This window comes from Halolactibacillus miurensis, assembly GCF_900116255.1.
Classification (GTDB): Bacteria; Bacillota; Bacilli; order Bacillales; family Amphibacillaceae; genus Halolactibacillus; species Halolactibacillus miurensis.
In genome coordinates this window covers 19,240-34,390 of sequence record NZ_FPAI01000028.1, presented here as the reverse complement: position 1 = coordinate 34,390, position 15,151 = coordinate 19,240, and the positions used below count along the sequence as shown (strand labels likewise).

Sequence of the window (15,151 nt, the reverse complement as noted above, 5' to 3'; positions counted from 1 at the left end):
GGTCGTTATTGAAGTCAAGGATGGCGGATACTACCTCGACAATAATTGATCAAATGAGTGGTGTTTTAGGTACCACCACATTTGACAGAGAACCGTTTTTTTATGTTGAACTTATTTGGGTAGTATTAAAATATGTCAGCATATGTAAACGGAATTTTTAGATTATTTAAAAAACGCTATACCCTAATAAAGAAGTTTGTGTTATAATAATCGTCATATATTCTGAAAATTTAAAATAGAGACACAATAAAAGGGGAGACAAAACATGAAGAAATGGTTAGGCATAATGATGGTACTTATTATTGCTATCAGTTTAACAGCCTGTGGTAGCACAGAAGAAGAAGCAAATGCAGATAGTGAACAAGAAACAGATAAAACGTATACGATTGGTGCGAGTCAGTTTGTTGAACACCCATCGCTTGATGCGGCATTTGAAGGGTTTAAACAAGCTCTTTCAGATAAAGGATTAGATGTAGAGTACGACTTTCAAAGTGCGCAAGCGGATCAAACGAATGCGTTAACGATCGCGCAAAGTTTTAGTTCAGATCAAGTCGATTTGATTTTTGCGAATGCGACACCAAGTGCTTTAACAGCTTTACAAGCGACAAAAGATATTCCCATTGTCTTTACGTCAGTCACTGATGCGGTCAGTGCAGGACTTGTATCGACTATGGATGAACCAGGGGAGAATATTACGGGTGTTGTCGATATGCATCCGGATGCGGTTATAAACACGATACAGTTTATTGATCAATATTTTGAAGGTGCGACGATTGGTATGATTTATAACACGGGTGAACAAAACTCTGTTGTACAAATCGAATCGGTTAAAAAAGCAGCAGAAGGAACAAGTCTTTCTATTGTTGAGCGTACAGTATCAACGTCGGCTGAAGTGCAACAAGCAGCGACGTCTTTAGTCGGTGAAGCAGATGTGTTTTATATTGTGACAGATAATACGGTCGTATCAGCGCTAGAGAGTGTGGTTGGCGTGGCGAATGAACAAGATATCCCACTGATTGTCGGTGAACCAGATTCACTTGCGCGTGGTGGTTTTGCGACATATGGCATTGATTATTATACGATCGGTTACCGTTCAGGTGAAATGGCCGCGGATATTTTAACCGGTGACAAACAACCAAATGAGATTGCGGTTGAATACCCGCCGGAAATGCAATTATTTATTAATAAAGACGCGGCAACAGAACAAAATATTACATGGCAAGACGCTTGGGACGAAGAAGCGGCCACTGAATAAAAGATAAAAGAACGGTCGACTAAACAAGCTTATCGTTGTGTTTAGTCGATTTTTCTTATCATGAAGGGGAGTTCTTATGTTTATTTCAATGTTTAATGCGGTAGAATCAGGTATCATTTTTGCGATTATGGCTCTAGGTGTCTACTTATCGTTTAGAATTTTAGATTTTCCTGATTTAACTGTGGATGGTAGTTTTGTGACAGGGGCTGCTGTTTCAGCTTTACTGATTGTGAACGGTATGCCGACGGGTCTTGCGATTTTAGCAGCATTATTGGCAGGTTTTTTAGCAGGTAGTATAACGGGATTACTGAACACAAAAGGTAAAGTCAATCCGCTCCTCTCAGGTATTTTAATGATGACGGCACTCTATTCGATTAACTTGCGCATTATGGGGCAATCGAACATTCCGCTCCTAAATCAAGAGACCTTTTTTACACAATTGCGCTCAATCTTTGAGTCACTTGGTATTGATCGAGCATTCGATCAAGGGTTAACGGCTTTAGGGATAGAAAATCTTCCTTCAACATATTCCGCCCTTTTAATTATGCTTATTGTGACCTTTATCATTAAATTCATTACGGATTATTTCTTGAAGACAGAAGTTGGTTTGGCGCTTCGGGCAATTGGAGACAATGAACAAATGATTCGTAGTTTCTCAGCCAATACCGATCACTTAAAAGTGTTAGGACTAGGCGTTTCAAACGGCCTTGTCGCTTTAGCTGGTGGGTTGTATGCTCAGTTTACCGGCTTTTCTGATTTAAATATGGGGATTGGGATGATCGTCATCGGTCTGGCCTCAGTCATTATCGGTGAATCAATCATTGGCACAAAGACAATCGGTCGGACGACGCTTGCGGTTGTTGTTGGTGCCGTGATTTACCGTATCGTTATCACGTTAGCCATCCGGTCTGACTTTTTAGATAACGGTGATACGAAGTTAATCACAGCCTTACTCGTCGTATTAGCCCTCGTTGTACCAAAAGTTGTTGAAACTGTGAAAGAAAGTAGTCGTAAGCGCAAGAAACGACAAGCATTAAACCAACAAGTAAGGAGGGGTGCGTAATGTTACGAGTAGAGAATTTATCGATTACTTTTAATGAAGGGACACCAGATGAGAAAAAGGCGCTTCAAAACATTCAACTTGAATTAAAACCCGGTGATTTTGTCACGGTTATTGGTAGTAATGGTGCGGGCAAATCAACCTTAATGAATATGATCTCAGGGGCGCTTTTTCCGGATGTCGGTATCATTGAAATAAACAATCAAAATGTGACCACGTTAAAAGAACATAAACGAGCGAAAAAGATTGGGCGCGTCTTCCAAGACCCAATGGCAGGCACATCACCTAAAATGACGATCGAAGAAAACTTAGCCATTGCTTATGCTCGTAACAAAACAAGAACGTTAAAACCTGGAGCTAATAAAAAACGGCGCGCTCTATTTAAAGAAGAATTAGAGCGGCTGCATTTAGGTTTAGAAAACCGATTATCTGCGAAAGTGGGGTTACTATCAGGTGGTGAACGCCAAGCGTTATCACTGTTAATGGCAACTTTTACACAACCAGATATTTTACTGCTAGATGAACACACTGCCGCGCTTGACCCGTCGCGAGCGGAGTTGATCACCAATCTCACCGGTGAGATTGTGAAAGAGACGCACTTGACAACGTTAATGGTCACGCATAACATGCAACAAGCATTGGACCTTGGGAATCGATTGATTATGATGGATAAGGGCCAGATTATTCTAGATATCGATGGTGCGAAAAAACAAGCGTTAACGATTGAAAAATTACTCCAAGAGTTTAAGCGGATTCGTGGGACCGATATGGATAATGATCGAGCCATTCTTGGTTAATAGCAATGATACAATAACAAGCATCACTATAGATAATAGAAAGAAGGGACTACAATGAAGTATGGTTTTGCTGATCGCGTTCGTTATTTCGGTTCATCAGCGGTACGGGATATATTAAAAGTAGTAAATAAAGGGAATGTGATCTCCTTTGCGGGAGGTTTACCAGATGAAGAACTTTTTCCGGTAGCTGCCGTTGATGCCGCCTTTCATAAGGCGATTACCTCAGGCAATAAAGCCCTACAATATGCTGAAACAGAAGGATTACTAGAATTAAGAGCACAATTAGCGAATCGAATGTTAAAAAAAGGTATCAACAAGGAACCTGATGATATTTTGATTACATCAGGTTCTCAACAAGCGATTGATTTATTCTCTCGCGTCATGTTTAACACCGGAGACATTATCTTAACAGAGAATCCGACCTATTTAGCGGCGCTTCAAGTGTTTAGTTCTTATGAAACGAAAGTGATCCCTGTTGATTCAGATGAAGATGGTATGATTGAAAGCGATCTAGAAGAGAAGATTAAAGCATATAAGCCTAAATGTATTTATGTCGTGCCAACTTTCTCAAATCCGGAAGGAAAAGTATGGTCACAAGCACGCCGCGAGATGTTACTTAAGCTTGCTGAACAGTACCATGTCGTGATTATGGAAGACGATCCTTATGGCGATATTCAGTTTGATCCAGCTTCCATGCCTAATAGCTTGGCGGCAATGGATAAGGGCAATGAATATGTTGTCTATACGAGTACGATTTCTAAAACCGTAGTACCAGCGATGCGTCTTGGTTGGATTACCGGCCCACATCAAATCATTCGTCTCATCGCGCAAGCAAAACAAGCCGCCGATTTGCATACTAACTCAATTAGTCAACATGCACTCTTACATTTACTGAACGATTATGACTTAGATGCACATATTGAAACGATTCGTTCAACGTACAAAGAGCGAATGGAGGTGATGAAGCGTTGCTTAGATGAGGCAGATATTGAAGGACTCACTTATTTAGAGCCAAAAGGCGGGATGTTTTTCTGGGTGACGTTACCGGAACATATGGACCTGGAAAGTTTGTTACCAATAGCTGTTGAGAATGACGTTGCCTTTGTACCGGGACAACCGTTCTATGTGGATGACAAAAAGCGCTCAACCATGCGGTTAAACTTTACCAATAGTTCACCAGAATTGATTGAAGAGGGAATGAAACGATTGACAGCATTATTAACGTCAGTTCACGCTTAATAAAAAGCCTAGTCGCTTCCGGCTAGGCTTTAGTTTTTTCCGAATAATTTATCAAAGAAAGATGGTTTTGATTTTGGTGCTTCTTTATCTTTTTGTACAGGTGTAGCTTCTTTGTAAAAGATATCATCAAGGTCTACCGCATGATTATAGGCAACGACGATACCATAAGCATGTTTATTTGAGTCTTCATCAATAATGGTATAATTTTTTTCATGTTTTAAGGCTATTCGGCGGTACGGGCTTAGTGTGTTTAGTGAGTGCTGGGCATTAAATAACAGCTCTACATCGTGATGTTTTTTAAGTGCTTCGTCAAATGCTTGTATTCCTTTTTGTTGACTCACCTGTTCTTGGGTTAAGACAAAAGCGGCGCGTTCTCTTAAACTACCTAAAAATAAGCGGCGTTCATCGGGTTTCGTTTGTTTAGATCCGTAAATGCCTTCTTGTAGATAATCGTCCATGTTTTTTGACATCGTTCTCACCTCATGTTTAGTATAACATGTTTCGGTGAAAAAATAAGAAACGGTTCGCCTAAAGTAATAGATTCTTATTATATAGAAGAAAACCGCTTAAAGCATGTTAATATTAGTTAAGTAGCGCGTGAAAAACTTACATGGATTTTAACGACATATATGGTAAAGGAGCGACTCAATTATGATTAAATTAGAACACGTCGGTCTATTACGACAAGGGACATGGATTTTAGATGATATTAACTGGCAAGTAAAACCGGGTGAGCAGTGGGTTGTGCTCGGATTAAATGGTGCGGGGAAAACGGCTTTACTTCATATGTTAAGTGCGTTTCACTTTCCGGTCACAGGCGAAGTCACAGTATTAGGTCGCCGATTTGGTAAAGATCCACTAGGTGAAGCATTACGGCAAGACATCGGTCTTGTATCACAAACGTTAAAGCAGCGGTTTTACGTTGAAGACACCGCTTATCAGATTGTTTTAAGTGGTGGGTTTAGTTCGATTGGACTTTATGAAACACCAACTGATCAAATGCGGCAAAAAGCAAAACAACTACTCAGAGACGTTGGTATCTTTCATTATGCCGATCAAGCTTATGAAAAGTTATCACAAGGAGAAAAGCAACGGGTGATGATTGCGCGTAGTTTAATGCGGAACCCGAAGCTGTTAATTTTAGATGAACCAACAACAGGTTTAGATTTTGTCGCAAAAGAACAGTTGCTTGAGACGGTTGAGTCGATTATGAAAAAAGACAATCCGCCGACGGTATTGTATGTGACTCACCACGTAGATGAAATTTTGCCGGGCTTTACTCATGTACTCATGTTAAAAGACGGGAAAGTGTTTCAATCAGGTGAAAGACAGGTGTTACTGACTGAAAAAAGTTTGTCCGCGTTCTTTCAATTACCATTAGACATGATGTGGCAACACGAACGGCCGTACTTATTTAAAAAGTAAAGCATGATATTAACGACTTGTTCCATTTAATTTGTGATAAAATGTAAGGTGTTAACAACTATTGTTTTCAGGAGGCATCGATCATGAAAAGGTTAATTCGACTTTTGGCGTTAATTATTCTGATTGTCTTACTATACAATCTTTTTAGTGACAACAAATTACCGGAAAACTGGTTGATGATGATATCGCTTTTAGCCTTTGTCCTATCTTACATAGGGAAGAAACTGGACGAAAAAAAAGATGAAACTCGCTAGACAAAATAGACCGTCGCATCAAAGATATTGTAATCTTGATGAGATGGTCTTTTGTAATGATAGAGATACTTTGTTCATTAATTCACTTAAAAAGTATGAAATCTAAGCGTTTACAGTCTGTGTTACTTCAAATATTACTTAAAAATAAGACAGTATTTTATTGATTTTTTTATTTTATATATACTGTTTATCACTATAAACGTTGATATATCAATGTTTATACTTATTTTACTTTTATGTAAGCGTTTAATGTGAAACATTTCACAAACCTGTCACAATTATATTGTTTTGAAAGCGCATACAGATGATATGATGTAATCAGAAAGAACGAGGGGGGTATAAAATGATATTAACAGAGTGGAAAGACTTTGGTACTGATGCTGAATTTTATACGCAAGAGAGTTTTGAGAAACATGTCGGTGACAGATTCCAAGCGATGAGCTTAGAAGATGGTAAAGACATCCCGAATTTTATTTGGACCGATCAACATGTTGTTGTCATTAAAAACAACACGCGCATGTTTAATGACGTATCGTTCATTAAGATTCCTCGTAACCCGTCGGTCATGAATTTTGTTTAATTTTTTTGAGTTTAAATGCTCAATATTTCACATATAATCTTAGGAGGGTTTTAACATGGTCACAAAAGCAGAAAAGAAAAACACAGAAGTAACTGAGCCAACTGTCGCAGAGGCAATTGACAAATTAGCAGTAAACGGACAAAAAGCATTAAAAGAAATGAAGAAGTTAGACCAAGATCAAATCAACCACATCGTCAAGGAAATGGCACTTGCTGGATTAGACAAGCACATGTATTTAGCAAAATTAGCTATTGAAGAAACAGGTCGCGGTGTTTATGAAGATAAGATTATCAAAAACATCTTCGCAACTGAGTATGTTTACCACAACATTAAGTATGATCGCACAATCGGTGTGATCGATGAAAATGAACATGAAGGCATTGTGAATATTGCAGAACCAATTGGTGTCGTTGCTGGGGTTACACCTGTAACAAACCCAACATCAACAACGATGTTTAAATCTTTAATCTCAATTAAAACAGGTAACCCAATCATCTTCGCGTTCCACCCTTCAGCTCAAAAATGTAGTTCTGAAGCTGCGCGTATTCTTTATGAAGCAGCAGTAAAAGCGGGTGCGCCTGAACACTGTATCCAATGGATTGAAAAACCATCAATCGAAGGGACACAAGCGTTAATGAAACACCCTGGTGTAGCAACTATCTTAGCAACAGGTGGTCCTGGTATGGTTAAGTCAGCGTATAGCTCTGGTAAACCAGCTCTAGGTGTAGGTGCTGGTAACGTGCCTTGTTATATCGAAAAATCAGTTGACGTAAAACGTGCGGTAAATGATCTTATCATGTCTAAGACATTTGATAACGGTATGATTTGTGCGTCAGAACAAGCGATGATCGTTGATAAAGAAATTTATGATGAAGTAAAACAAGAAATGATTGCGAATAAAGTCCACTTCTTAACGCCAGCTGAAAAAGCTAAAGTTGAAAAGTTAGTCATTAATGAAGATACGTGTGCGGTTAACCCAGCGATTGTTGGTATGAAACCAGTGAAGATTGCTGAAATGGCAGGCGTTAAAGTACCTGAAGACACGAAAATCTTAGTAGCTGAATTAACAGGTGTGGGACCAGATCATCCACTATCTCGTGAAAAATTAAGCCCAGTGCTTGCAGCATACAAAGTAAATAGTGCTGAAGAAGGTATTGATCGTGCGGAAGAAATGCTTGAGTTTGGTGGTTTAGGTCACTCGGCTGTTATCCACTCAAATAACCAAGACATCGTTGATGCGTTTGCTAGCCGTATGAAAGCGGGCCGTATTATCTTGAATGCACCATCTTCACAAGGAGCGATTGGTGACATTTACAATGCATACATTCCATCACTGACACTTGGTTGTGGTTCTTATGGTGGTAACTCAGTATCAACAAACGTGGGGGCAGCTAACTTGATTAACGTGAAGAAAATGGCGCGCAGAAATAACAACATGCAATGGTTCAAAGTTCCACCAAAAATCTACTTTGAGAAAAACTCTGTACAATATTTAGCGAAAATGCCGAAGATCTCTAAAGCGTTTATCGTAACAGATCCAATGATGGTGAAACTTGGTTACGTTGATAAAGTGTTATATCACTTACGTAAGCGTGCGGACTATGTCCACTGTGAAATCTTCTCTGATGTAGAGCCGGATCCATCAAAAGATACGGTTATGCGCGGAGCAAAAGCAATGGATGAATTCCAACCAGATGTGATTATCGCTCTTGGTGGTGGTTCAGCAATGGATGCCGCAAAAGGTATGTGGTTATTCCACGAACACCCAACAACTGACTTTAACGGTATTAAACAAAAATTCTTAGATATCCGTAAGCGTGTGTACAAGTTCCCTGAGTTAGGACACAAAGCGAAATTTGTCGCGATTCCAACAACATCAGGTACAGGTTCTGAGGTAACATCATTTACGGTTATCACCGATAAAGAAAATAACATTAAGTACCCATTAGCTGATTATGAATTAACACCAGATGTAGCGATTATCGATCCGGAATTTGTTATGACCGTACCACCTGTTGTCACAGCAGATACAGGTATGGATGTGTTAACACACGCGATTGAAGCGTATGTATCAGTGTTAGCGAATGATTATACAGATGGTTTAGCTTTACATGCGATTAAGTTAGTATTCGAAAACTTACCGATGGCATATAAAGATGGTTCGAATGAATTTGCTCGTGAGAAAATGCATAACGCATCAACACTTGCAGGTATGGCATTCGCGAACGCGTTCTTAGGTATTAACCACAGTTTAGCGCACAAATTAGGTGCTGAATTCGGTATCGCTCACGGTCGTGCGAACGCTATCCTTATGCCGCACGTCATCCGTTATAACGCGACAAAACCGTCTAAGTTTAATTCATTCCCTAAATATCAGCACTTTATCGCTGATGAGCGTTATGCGGCAATCGCAAAACACTTAGGACTAAAAGCGAACACAACTGAAGAGGGTGTTGAAAGCTTAGTCAACGCAATCTATGACTTAGCGAAAAAACTTAACATTCCAATGTCTATCCGTGAAAACGGCGTAGAGAAGAAAGACTTTGAAGCTAGAGTAGATTACTTAGCAGACAAAGCTTTCGAAGATCAATGTACAACAGCTAACCCTAAGTTACCACTTGTAACTGAACTTGCTGAAGTATACCGTAACGCCTTTAAAGGTTAATTCCTGCTTCCCTTTTTAAATGTTTATATACCAAAAAGCCCCCTTGTCAGTTTAGGTTGACAAGGGGGCTTTCCCTTTAAATAGACGTATTTAACTGTTTTTCATTAAAGGCTAGCGTTATAAATGGCGACAGCGTCATCACGGTTAAGTGATTTGAATCCGCCGAATGTGTCGCTTAGTTGAACGGTTCTGTCGGCCATATCTTCAATGGATGAGGCATCAATGTCGTAATCTTTAAGTGTTGATGGTGCCCCAATCGATGTCCAGAAATCACGTAACGCTTGAATCGCACGTAAAGCAAAGTCACGATCAGATTCTGTTCCTTGTTCTAAGTCGAAGACGCGTCGTCCCAGTTGCTTGAAACGATGAATATCGGCGTCTAGAACGTGTTCCATCCAGTGAGGGAATAAAATGGCTAGCCCTCCACCGTGCGGAATATCATGAATCGCTGACACCGCATGTTCTAAGTTATGTGTGGCCCAGTCGCCGTTATAACCCATGCTAACCATCCCGTTTAACGCCATGGTACCCGCATAAAGAATGGTTTGGCGGTGTTCATAATTTTCTAAGTCTTCTAGTAATTTTGGTGCGGTTTCAATCACTGTTTTTAAAATGCCTTCTACCATGCGGTCTTGTAGTGGTGTTGTTTCATGGTGGAAATAATGTTCAAGTGCATGCGACATAATATCGACCATACCGTAAATCGTTTGGTTTTTCGGTACCGAGAACGTATGCTTTGGATCAAGGATAGAAAATGCCGGGTAACTGTAGGCGCTGCCCCAGCCGACTTTTTCATTTGTTTGCCAGTTGGTAATAACGGAACCGGCGTTCATTTCTGAACCCGTCGCCGCGAGTGTTAGAATAGTACCAAATGGTACGGCCCCTTTAGCTGCTTTCTTTCGGGTGATAATATCCCAAATATCTGCATCTGATTTAGCACCAACGGCAATCGCTTTCGTGCAGTCAATCGTACTCCCACCACCGACCGCTAAAATAAAGTCAACACCGTGGGCATGGACGAGTTCAATACCTTTTCTGACAGTTGTTAGTCGTGGATTAGGCTCAACGCCACTTAATTCAACCACATGCGCATCAATCGCTTTTAATTGTTCTAAGACGTTATCGTATAAACCATTTTTCTTTATACTCCCGCCACCATACACAAGTAAAATATTTTTACCTTTTCCGTTTAATAACTTTGGTAATTCTGTTAAAGTGTCTTCACCAAAAATGAGCTTTGTTGGGTTATGATAAATAAAATTATTCAATTCAATCGCCTCCTATCCTATATAATGATACGTTTAGAAAAAGAAGTAAAGTCATATGCAATCATGAATTTAAAGAATAAATAAACAAATATGTTAAGAATGTTAATAAACCCTTGTATATGTAAGCGCTTCACTGTAATACAATAAGGCGTAAGTCATACTATAACAGATTGATACAGAATTTATCTGTCACAATTTCCTTGTAGCTGTACTATTCGTATTGAAAGTGATAAACCCTTATTTATCAAGGTTTTATCAAATGTATATTTATCTGTTTTATCAGAATCCTTTACCCCGATAAAATTTGAACAAATTATGAACATTGACTATAACAGTTCAAAAATGTGAGGAGATTCACTTTATTTTTTTGGTTCAGGGGTATATACTAGAAGCATAAGTTAATTCATTCACAATTTTAAATGATATAAACACTCGAGGAGGAAGCGTAAATGAAAACTGTAGAAGAAGTAGCAAAGAGTAGCGCTTGGAACGGATTTGTTGACGGTCGCTGGAAAAAAGAAATTGATGTGCGTGACTTTATCATCAAAAACTTTACTGTTTATGAAGGAAATGAAGATTTCTTAGCAGGTCCAACTCAGGCAACGAAAGATCTTTGGGATCAAGTAATGGAACTTACAAAAGAAGAACGCGAACGTGGTGGCGTTTATGACTTAGATACAAAGATTGTTTCAACAATCACTTCTCACGATGCGGGATATTTAAACAAAGATAAAGAAAAGGTTGTTGGTGTTCAGACAGATGTGCCATTCAAACGTTCTTTACAACCATTTGGTGGTATCCGCATGGCATCAGTTTCAGCTGAATCTTACGGATATAAATTAGACCCAGAAGTAGAAAAAATCTTCACAGATTACCGCAAAACACACAACCAAGGTGTTTTTGATGCTTACACACCAGACATTCGTGCGGCGCGTCGTGCTGGTATCGTAACAGGACTTCCAGATGCTTATGGTCGTGGACGTATCATCGGTGACTACCGTCGTGTAGCCCTTTACGGTATTGATAAGTTAATGGCAGCTAAAAAAGCTGATTACGATTTAATTGGTGGCAACGGTGTAATGAGTGACGATGTGATTCGTGATCGTGAAGAGCATTCAGAACAATATCGTGCTTTAAATGAATTAAAACAATTAGGTGCGACTTACGGTTTTGATCTTTCTCGCCCAGCTGAAAATGCTCAAGAAGCTTTCCAATGGTTATACCTTGGTTACTTAGCAGCGATTAAAGAACAAAACGGTGCGGCAATGAGTCTTGGTCGTACATCAACCTTCTTAGATATCTACATTGAACGTGATATCGCTAATGGTGTGATGACAGAAGAAGAAGCACAAGAACTTGTGGATCACTTCGTTATGAAATTACGTCTTGTGAAGTTTGCAAGAACACCTGAATACAATGAATTATTCTCTGGTGACCCAACATGGGTAACAGAATCACTTGCTGGTATGGCGGAAGATGGTCGTCCACTTGTTACTAAGAACTCTTATCGTTTCTTACACACATTAGACAACTTAGGTCCAGCTCCAGAGCCAAACTTAACTGTTTTATGGTCAGTTAACTTACCAGAAAACTATAAAAAATATTGTGCAAAAATGTCGATTCAGTCCAGCTCAATTCAATATGAAAATGACGATTTAATGCGCAGCCATTATGGCGATGACTACGGTATTGCTTGTTGTGTATCAGCGATGCGTATTGGTAAGCAAATGCAATTCTTTGGGGCTCGTGTTAACTTAGCAAAAGCATTACTTTACTCAATCAACGGTGGTGTGGATGAGAAATCTAAAGCACAAGTAGCGCCAGCTTACGCACCAATTACTTCTGAGTACTTAGATTACGATGAAGTGATGAGTAAATATGACACTGTGTTAGACTGGTTATCAGGCGTTTACGTGAATGCTCTTAATATCATTCACTACATGCACGATAAGTACAGCTATGAAAGAATTGAAATGGCTCTACATGACCGTGAAGTATTCCGTACAATGGCATGTGGTATCGCAGGTCTTTCAGTTGTAGCTGACTCACTTTCAGCAATTAAATACGCAAAAGTTCGTACCATCCGTGACGAAGACGGTTTAGCTGTCGATTATGAAATCGAAGGCGACTTCCCTAAATACGGAAACAACGACGATCGCGTAGATGATATCGCGGCAGACTTAGTGAAGCGTTTTATGAATAAAGTAAAACAACACAAAACTTACCGTGATTCAACACATACGCAATCACTTCTTACGATTACATCAAACGTTGTATATGGTAAGAAAACAGGTAATACACCAGACGGACGTCGGGCAGGTGAACCATTTGCACCAGGGGCTAACCCACTTCACGGCCGTGACGAAAATGGTTCATTAGCGTCACTTATGTCAGTCGCTAAAATGCCATATGAGTACGCAATGGATGGTATTTCAAACACATTCTCAATCGTACCAAAAGCACTTGGTAAAGATGCTGACACTCAAAAAGCTAACTTAGCAGCAATGCTTGATGGTTATGCGAAGAAAAATGGTCACCACTTAAATGTTAACGTATTTGATCGTGAAACATTACTTGATGCGATGGAACATCCAGAAGAGTATCCACAATTAACGATCCGTGTATCAGGTTACGCTGTTAACTTCATCAAGTTAACGAGAGAACAACAAATCGATGTTATTAACCGTACTTTCCACGAAAGCATGTAAGTCGGTTTGAAATAAGGTATAATCGTATAGGAGGAGACTTGTCTCCTCCTATATCTTTTATCATCAGGGGGTATTCACATGAAAGGACGCATTCACTCAATTGAAACACTTGGTACAGTAGATGGCCCAGGTTTACGTTATATTATTTTTACACAAGGTTGCTTATTACGCTGCCAGTTTTGTCATAATCCAGATACATGGAAGATGTCGGGCGGTAAAGAGATGACTGTGGAAGAACTTGTCACAGATATTGTGAAATACAAGGATTTTTTCGATTCATCAGGCGGAGGTGTAACAGTAAGTGGCGGGGAACCTTTAATTCAAGCGGAATTTTTACTTGAATTGTTTACTGAACTGAAGAAACATGATATTCATACATGTATCGATTCATCAGGTGGATGTTTCAGTCGTGCCCCTCGCTTTATTGAAACACTCGATAAATTAATGGATGTCACTGATTTAATCCTTTACGATTTAAAACAAATTGATCCTGAGAAACACAAAGTTCTTACGGGTGTTTCAAATGATCATATTTTAGACATGGCCCGTTACTTAGATGAAAAGAATGTCCCGATTTGGGTACGTCACGTGCTAATTCCTGGCGGTAGTGATGATGATGTGTTATTACAACGCTTATCTGACTTTATTGCCACGCTGTCTAACGTTGAACGAATTGACGTGTTGCCGTATCACAAGTTAGGTGTGTATAAATGGGAAAACCTCGGTTTAGATTATCAATTAGAAGGTGTTGAACCACCGACTGAAGACCGAGTGAAAAATGCAGAAGCGATTTTAAATCGTGAAAAAACCATTGCGATCCCACAATCTTAAATAGAATAATCAAGACCTACAAGCCTTTTGCTTGTAGGTCTTTTTGAGTTAGCTCACGGTGTGGCAGTGAGCTAACGATGGTGAAAGGGTGATTGCTTTTTACATGCGTCCAATTTTAATTTGGAATCAATATAAGTTGCTTACAAATGAAAATCGTCAGTGTTTAAAGGAGGGATCGTTCGGTAATAGTACAGATAACAGAAAAATTTTATCATACTGAAGGAGGAAATATTTCTATGTCAAAATTATTGCGACAAGCTATTGAGGAACGTCGGTCATATTACGCGATTAGCGATGAAGAGATTGTTTCAAAAGAAAACGTTGAGGAAGTCGTCCAATTTGCGGTGAAACATTCGCCGTATGCGTTTAATTCACAAAGTGGCCGGGTGGTGATTTTGTTTAATGACCATCACAAAGCACTTTGGGATCTAACGAAAGAACATCTACGTCCACTCGTAAAAGAAGAAAATTTTCATAAAACAAAAGCGCGAATTGACTCGTTTAAAGCGGGTTATGGAACGGTGTTGTTCTTCGAAGATACTGAGGTAGTCAAAGGCCTAGGTGAACAAATGCCATTGTATAAAGATAAATTCGAAACCTGGTCGGAACAAGCGTCGGGTATGTTGCAATATGTCGTCTGGACAGCCTTAGAAGCAGAAGGGTTAGGTGCCTCCTTGCAGCATTATAATCCGTTGATTGACGATGATGTCAAAGCACGCTTTGATATTCCAAAAGCATGGAGCTTACGTGCGCAAATGCCGTTTGGCAAACCAGAAGAAGCACCGGGCGAAAAAACTTTCCAATCAGTAGATGAGCGGATCAAAGTTTTTAAATAGTAAAAAGCGAGAAGACGGAATAATGCCTACCTCAATACTACTTCAGTATTGAGGTATTTTTTTATCTAAATTAGGCGAGAAAACCCCCATCTTCAAGGAATGTTATGGGCTAAGCCCAATGAGTAAGTGGGGGATGAATCGCCTTTGGGCAAGGGATGGGACTTCCCCGTCTTAATAAGATTAAAATGGACCATGTGACACATTACTACGAACCGGCAACTACGACAAAGTTG

13 protein-coding genes are annotated in these 15,151 nt (G+C 39.6%); 11 read left to right on the top strand and 2 right to left on the bottom strand.

Going from position 1 to position 15,151, the window contains the following annotated elements:
* Window positions 1–265 precede the first annotated feature (265 nt).
* From BM390_RS13130 to BM390_RS13115, 4 genes are all read left to right on the top strand, one after another.
* Window positions 266–1,255, top strand: coding sequence for an ABC transporter substrate-binding protein (locus tag BM390_RS13130; RefSeq protein ID WP_062320802.1), 990 nt, complete (start codon window positions 266–268; stop codon window positions 1,253–1,255).
* A 76-nt stretch (window positions 1,256–1,331) separates the two neighbouring features.
* Window positions 1,332–2,318 (top strand): ABC transporter permease, encoded by a 987-nt coding sequence (locus BM390_RS13125; protein ID WP_089855353.1) that lies wholly within the window; start codon window positions 1,332–1,334, stop codon window positions 2,316–2,318.
* On the top strand, window positions 2,318–3,112 hold the full coding sequence (locus BM390_RS13120) for an ABC transporter ATP-binding protein (protein ID WP_062320805.1): 795 nt from the start codon (window positions 2,318–2,320) through the stop codon (window positions 3,110–3,112). Before BM390_RS13125 ends, BM390_RS13120 begins: the two co-directional genes overlap by 1 nt.
* 54 nt (window positions 3,113–3,166) lie before the next feature.
* The gene (locus tag BM390_RS13115; RefSeq protein ID WP_062320807.1) at window positions 3,167–4,351 is read left to right on the top strand and encodes an aminotransferase-like domain-containing protein; all 1,185 of its coding nucleotides are present in this window, start codon (window positions 3,167–3,169) and stop codon (window positions 4,349–4,351) included.
* A gap of 29 nt (window positions 4,352–4,380) precedes the next feature.
* Here BM390_RS13115 and BM390_RS13110 read toward each other — a convergent pair whose 3' ends face one another.
* The gene (locus BM390_RS13110; RefSeq protein ID WP_062320809.1) at window positions 4,381–4,821 is read right to left on the bottom strand and encodes a YueI family protein; all 441 of its coding nucleotides are present in this window, start codon (window positions 4,819–4,821) and stop codon (window positions 4,381–4,383) included.
* A gap of 178 nt (window positions 4,822–4,999) precedes the next feature.
* On the opposite strand from BM390_RS13110, the gene BM390_RS13105 reads away from it, so the two are divergent.
* The 4 genes from BM390_RS13105 (at window position 5,000) to adhE (ending at window position 9,275) form a co-directional block, all read left to right on the top strand.
* Window positions 5,000–5,776 carry an ABC transporter ATP-binding protein gene (locus BM390_RS13105; RefSeq protein WP_062320813.1) on the top strand — a complete coding sequence of 259 codons (777 nt, stop codon included), beginning with the start codon at window positions 5,000–5,002 and terminating at the stop codon, window positions 5,774–5,776.
* A gap of 83 nt (window positions 5,777–5,859) precedes the next feature.
* A complete protein-coding gene (locus BM390_RS15565) occupies window positions 5,860–6,030 on the top strand; it encodes a hypothetical protein (RefSeq protein ID WP_156321348.1) in 171 nt (56 codons plus the stop codon).
* Between the two features lie 343 nt (window positions 6,031–6,373).
* Window positions 6,374–6,610 carry a hypothetical protein gene (locus BM390_RS13100; protein WP_062320815.1) on the top strand — a complete coding sequence of 79 codons (237 nt, stop codon included), beginning with the start codon at window positions 6,374–6,376 and terminating at the stop codon, window positions 6,608–6,610.
* Window positions 6,611–6,665: 55 nt separating this feature from the next.
* Complete coding sequence (gene adhE / locus BM390_RS13095; RefSeq protein ID WP_062320817.1) at window positions 6,666–9,275, top strand: bifunctional acetaldehyde-CoA/alcohol dehydrogenase; 2,610 nt, start codon at window positions 6,666–6,668, stop codon at window positions 9,273–9,275.
* 104 nt (window positions 9,276–9,379) lie between these two features.
* On the opposite strand, the gene BM390_RS13090 is transcribed toward adhE, so the two are convergent.
* Window positions 9,380–10,543, bottom strand: coding sequence for an iron-containing alcohol dehydrogenase (locus tag BM390_RS13090; RefSeq protein WP_089855350.1), 1,164 nt, complete (start codon window positions 10,541–10,543; stop codon window positions 9,380–9,382).
* 449 nt (window positions 10,544–10,992) lie between these two features.
* Between BM390_RS13090 and pflB the strand changes: the two genes are divergently transcribed.
* The 3 genes from pflB (at window position 10,993) to BM390_RS13075 (ending at window position 14,918) form a co-directional block, all read left to right on the top strand.
* Window positions 10,993–13,251 carry a formate C-acetyltransferase gene (gene pflB / locus BM390_RS13085; protein WP_089855346.1) on the top strand — a complete coding sequence of 753 codons (2,259 nt, stop codon included), beginning with the start codon at window positions 10,993–10,995 and terminating at the stop codon, window positions 13,249–13,251.
* Between the two features lie 78 nt (window positions 13,252–13,329).
* Window positions 13,330–14,082 (top strand): pyruvate formate-lyase-activating protein, encoded by a 753-nt coding sequence (pflA, locus tag BM390_RS13080; protein WP_177220730.1) that lies wholly within the window; start codon window positions 13,330–13,332, stop codon window positions 14,080–14,082.
* A 236-nt stretch (window positions 14,083–14,318) separates the two neighbouring features.
* Window positions 14,319–14,918: a nitroreductase family protein gene (locus BM390_RS13075; RefSeq protein WP_062320820.1), complete on the top strand. Its 600-nt coding sequence runs from the start codon at window positions 14,319–14,321 to the stop codon at window positions 14,916–14,918.
* Window positions 14,919–15,151: the final 233 nt, after the last annotated feature.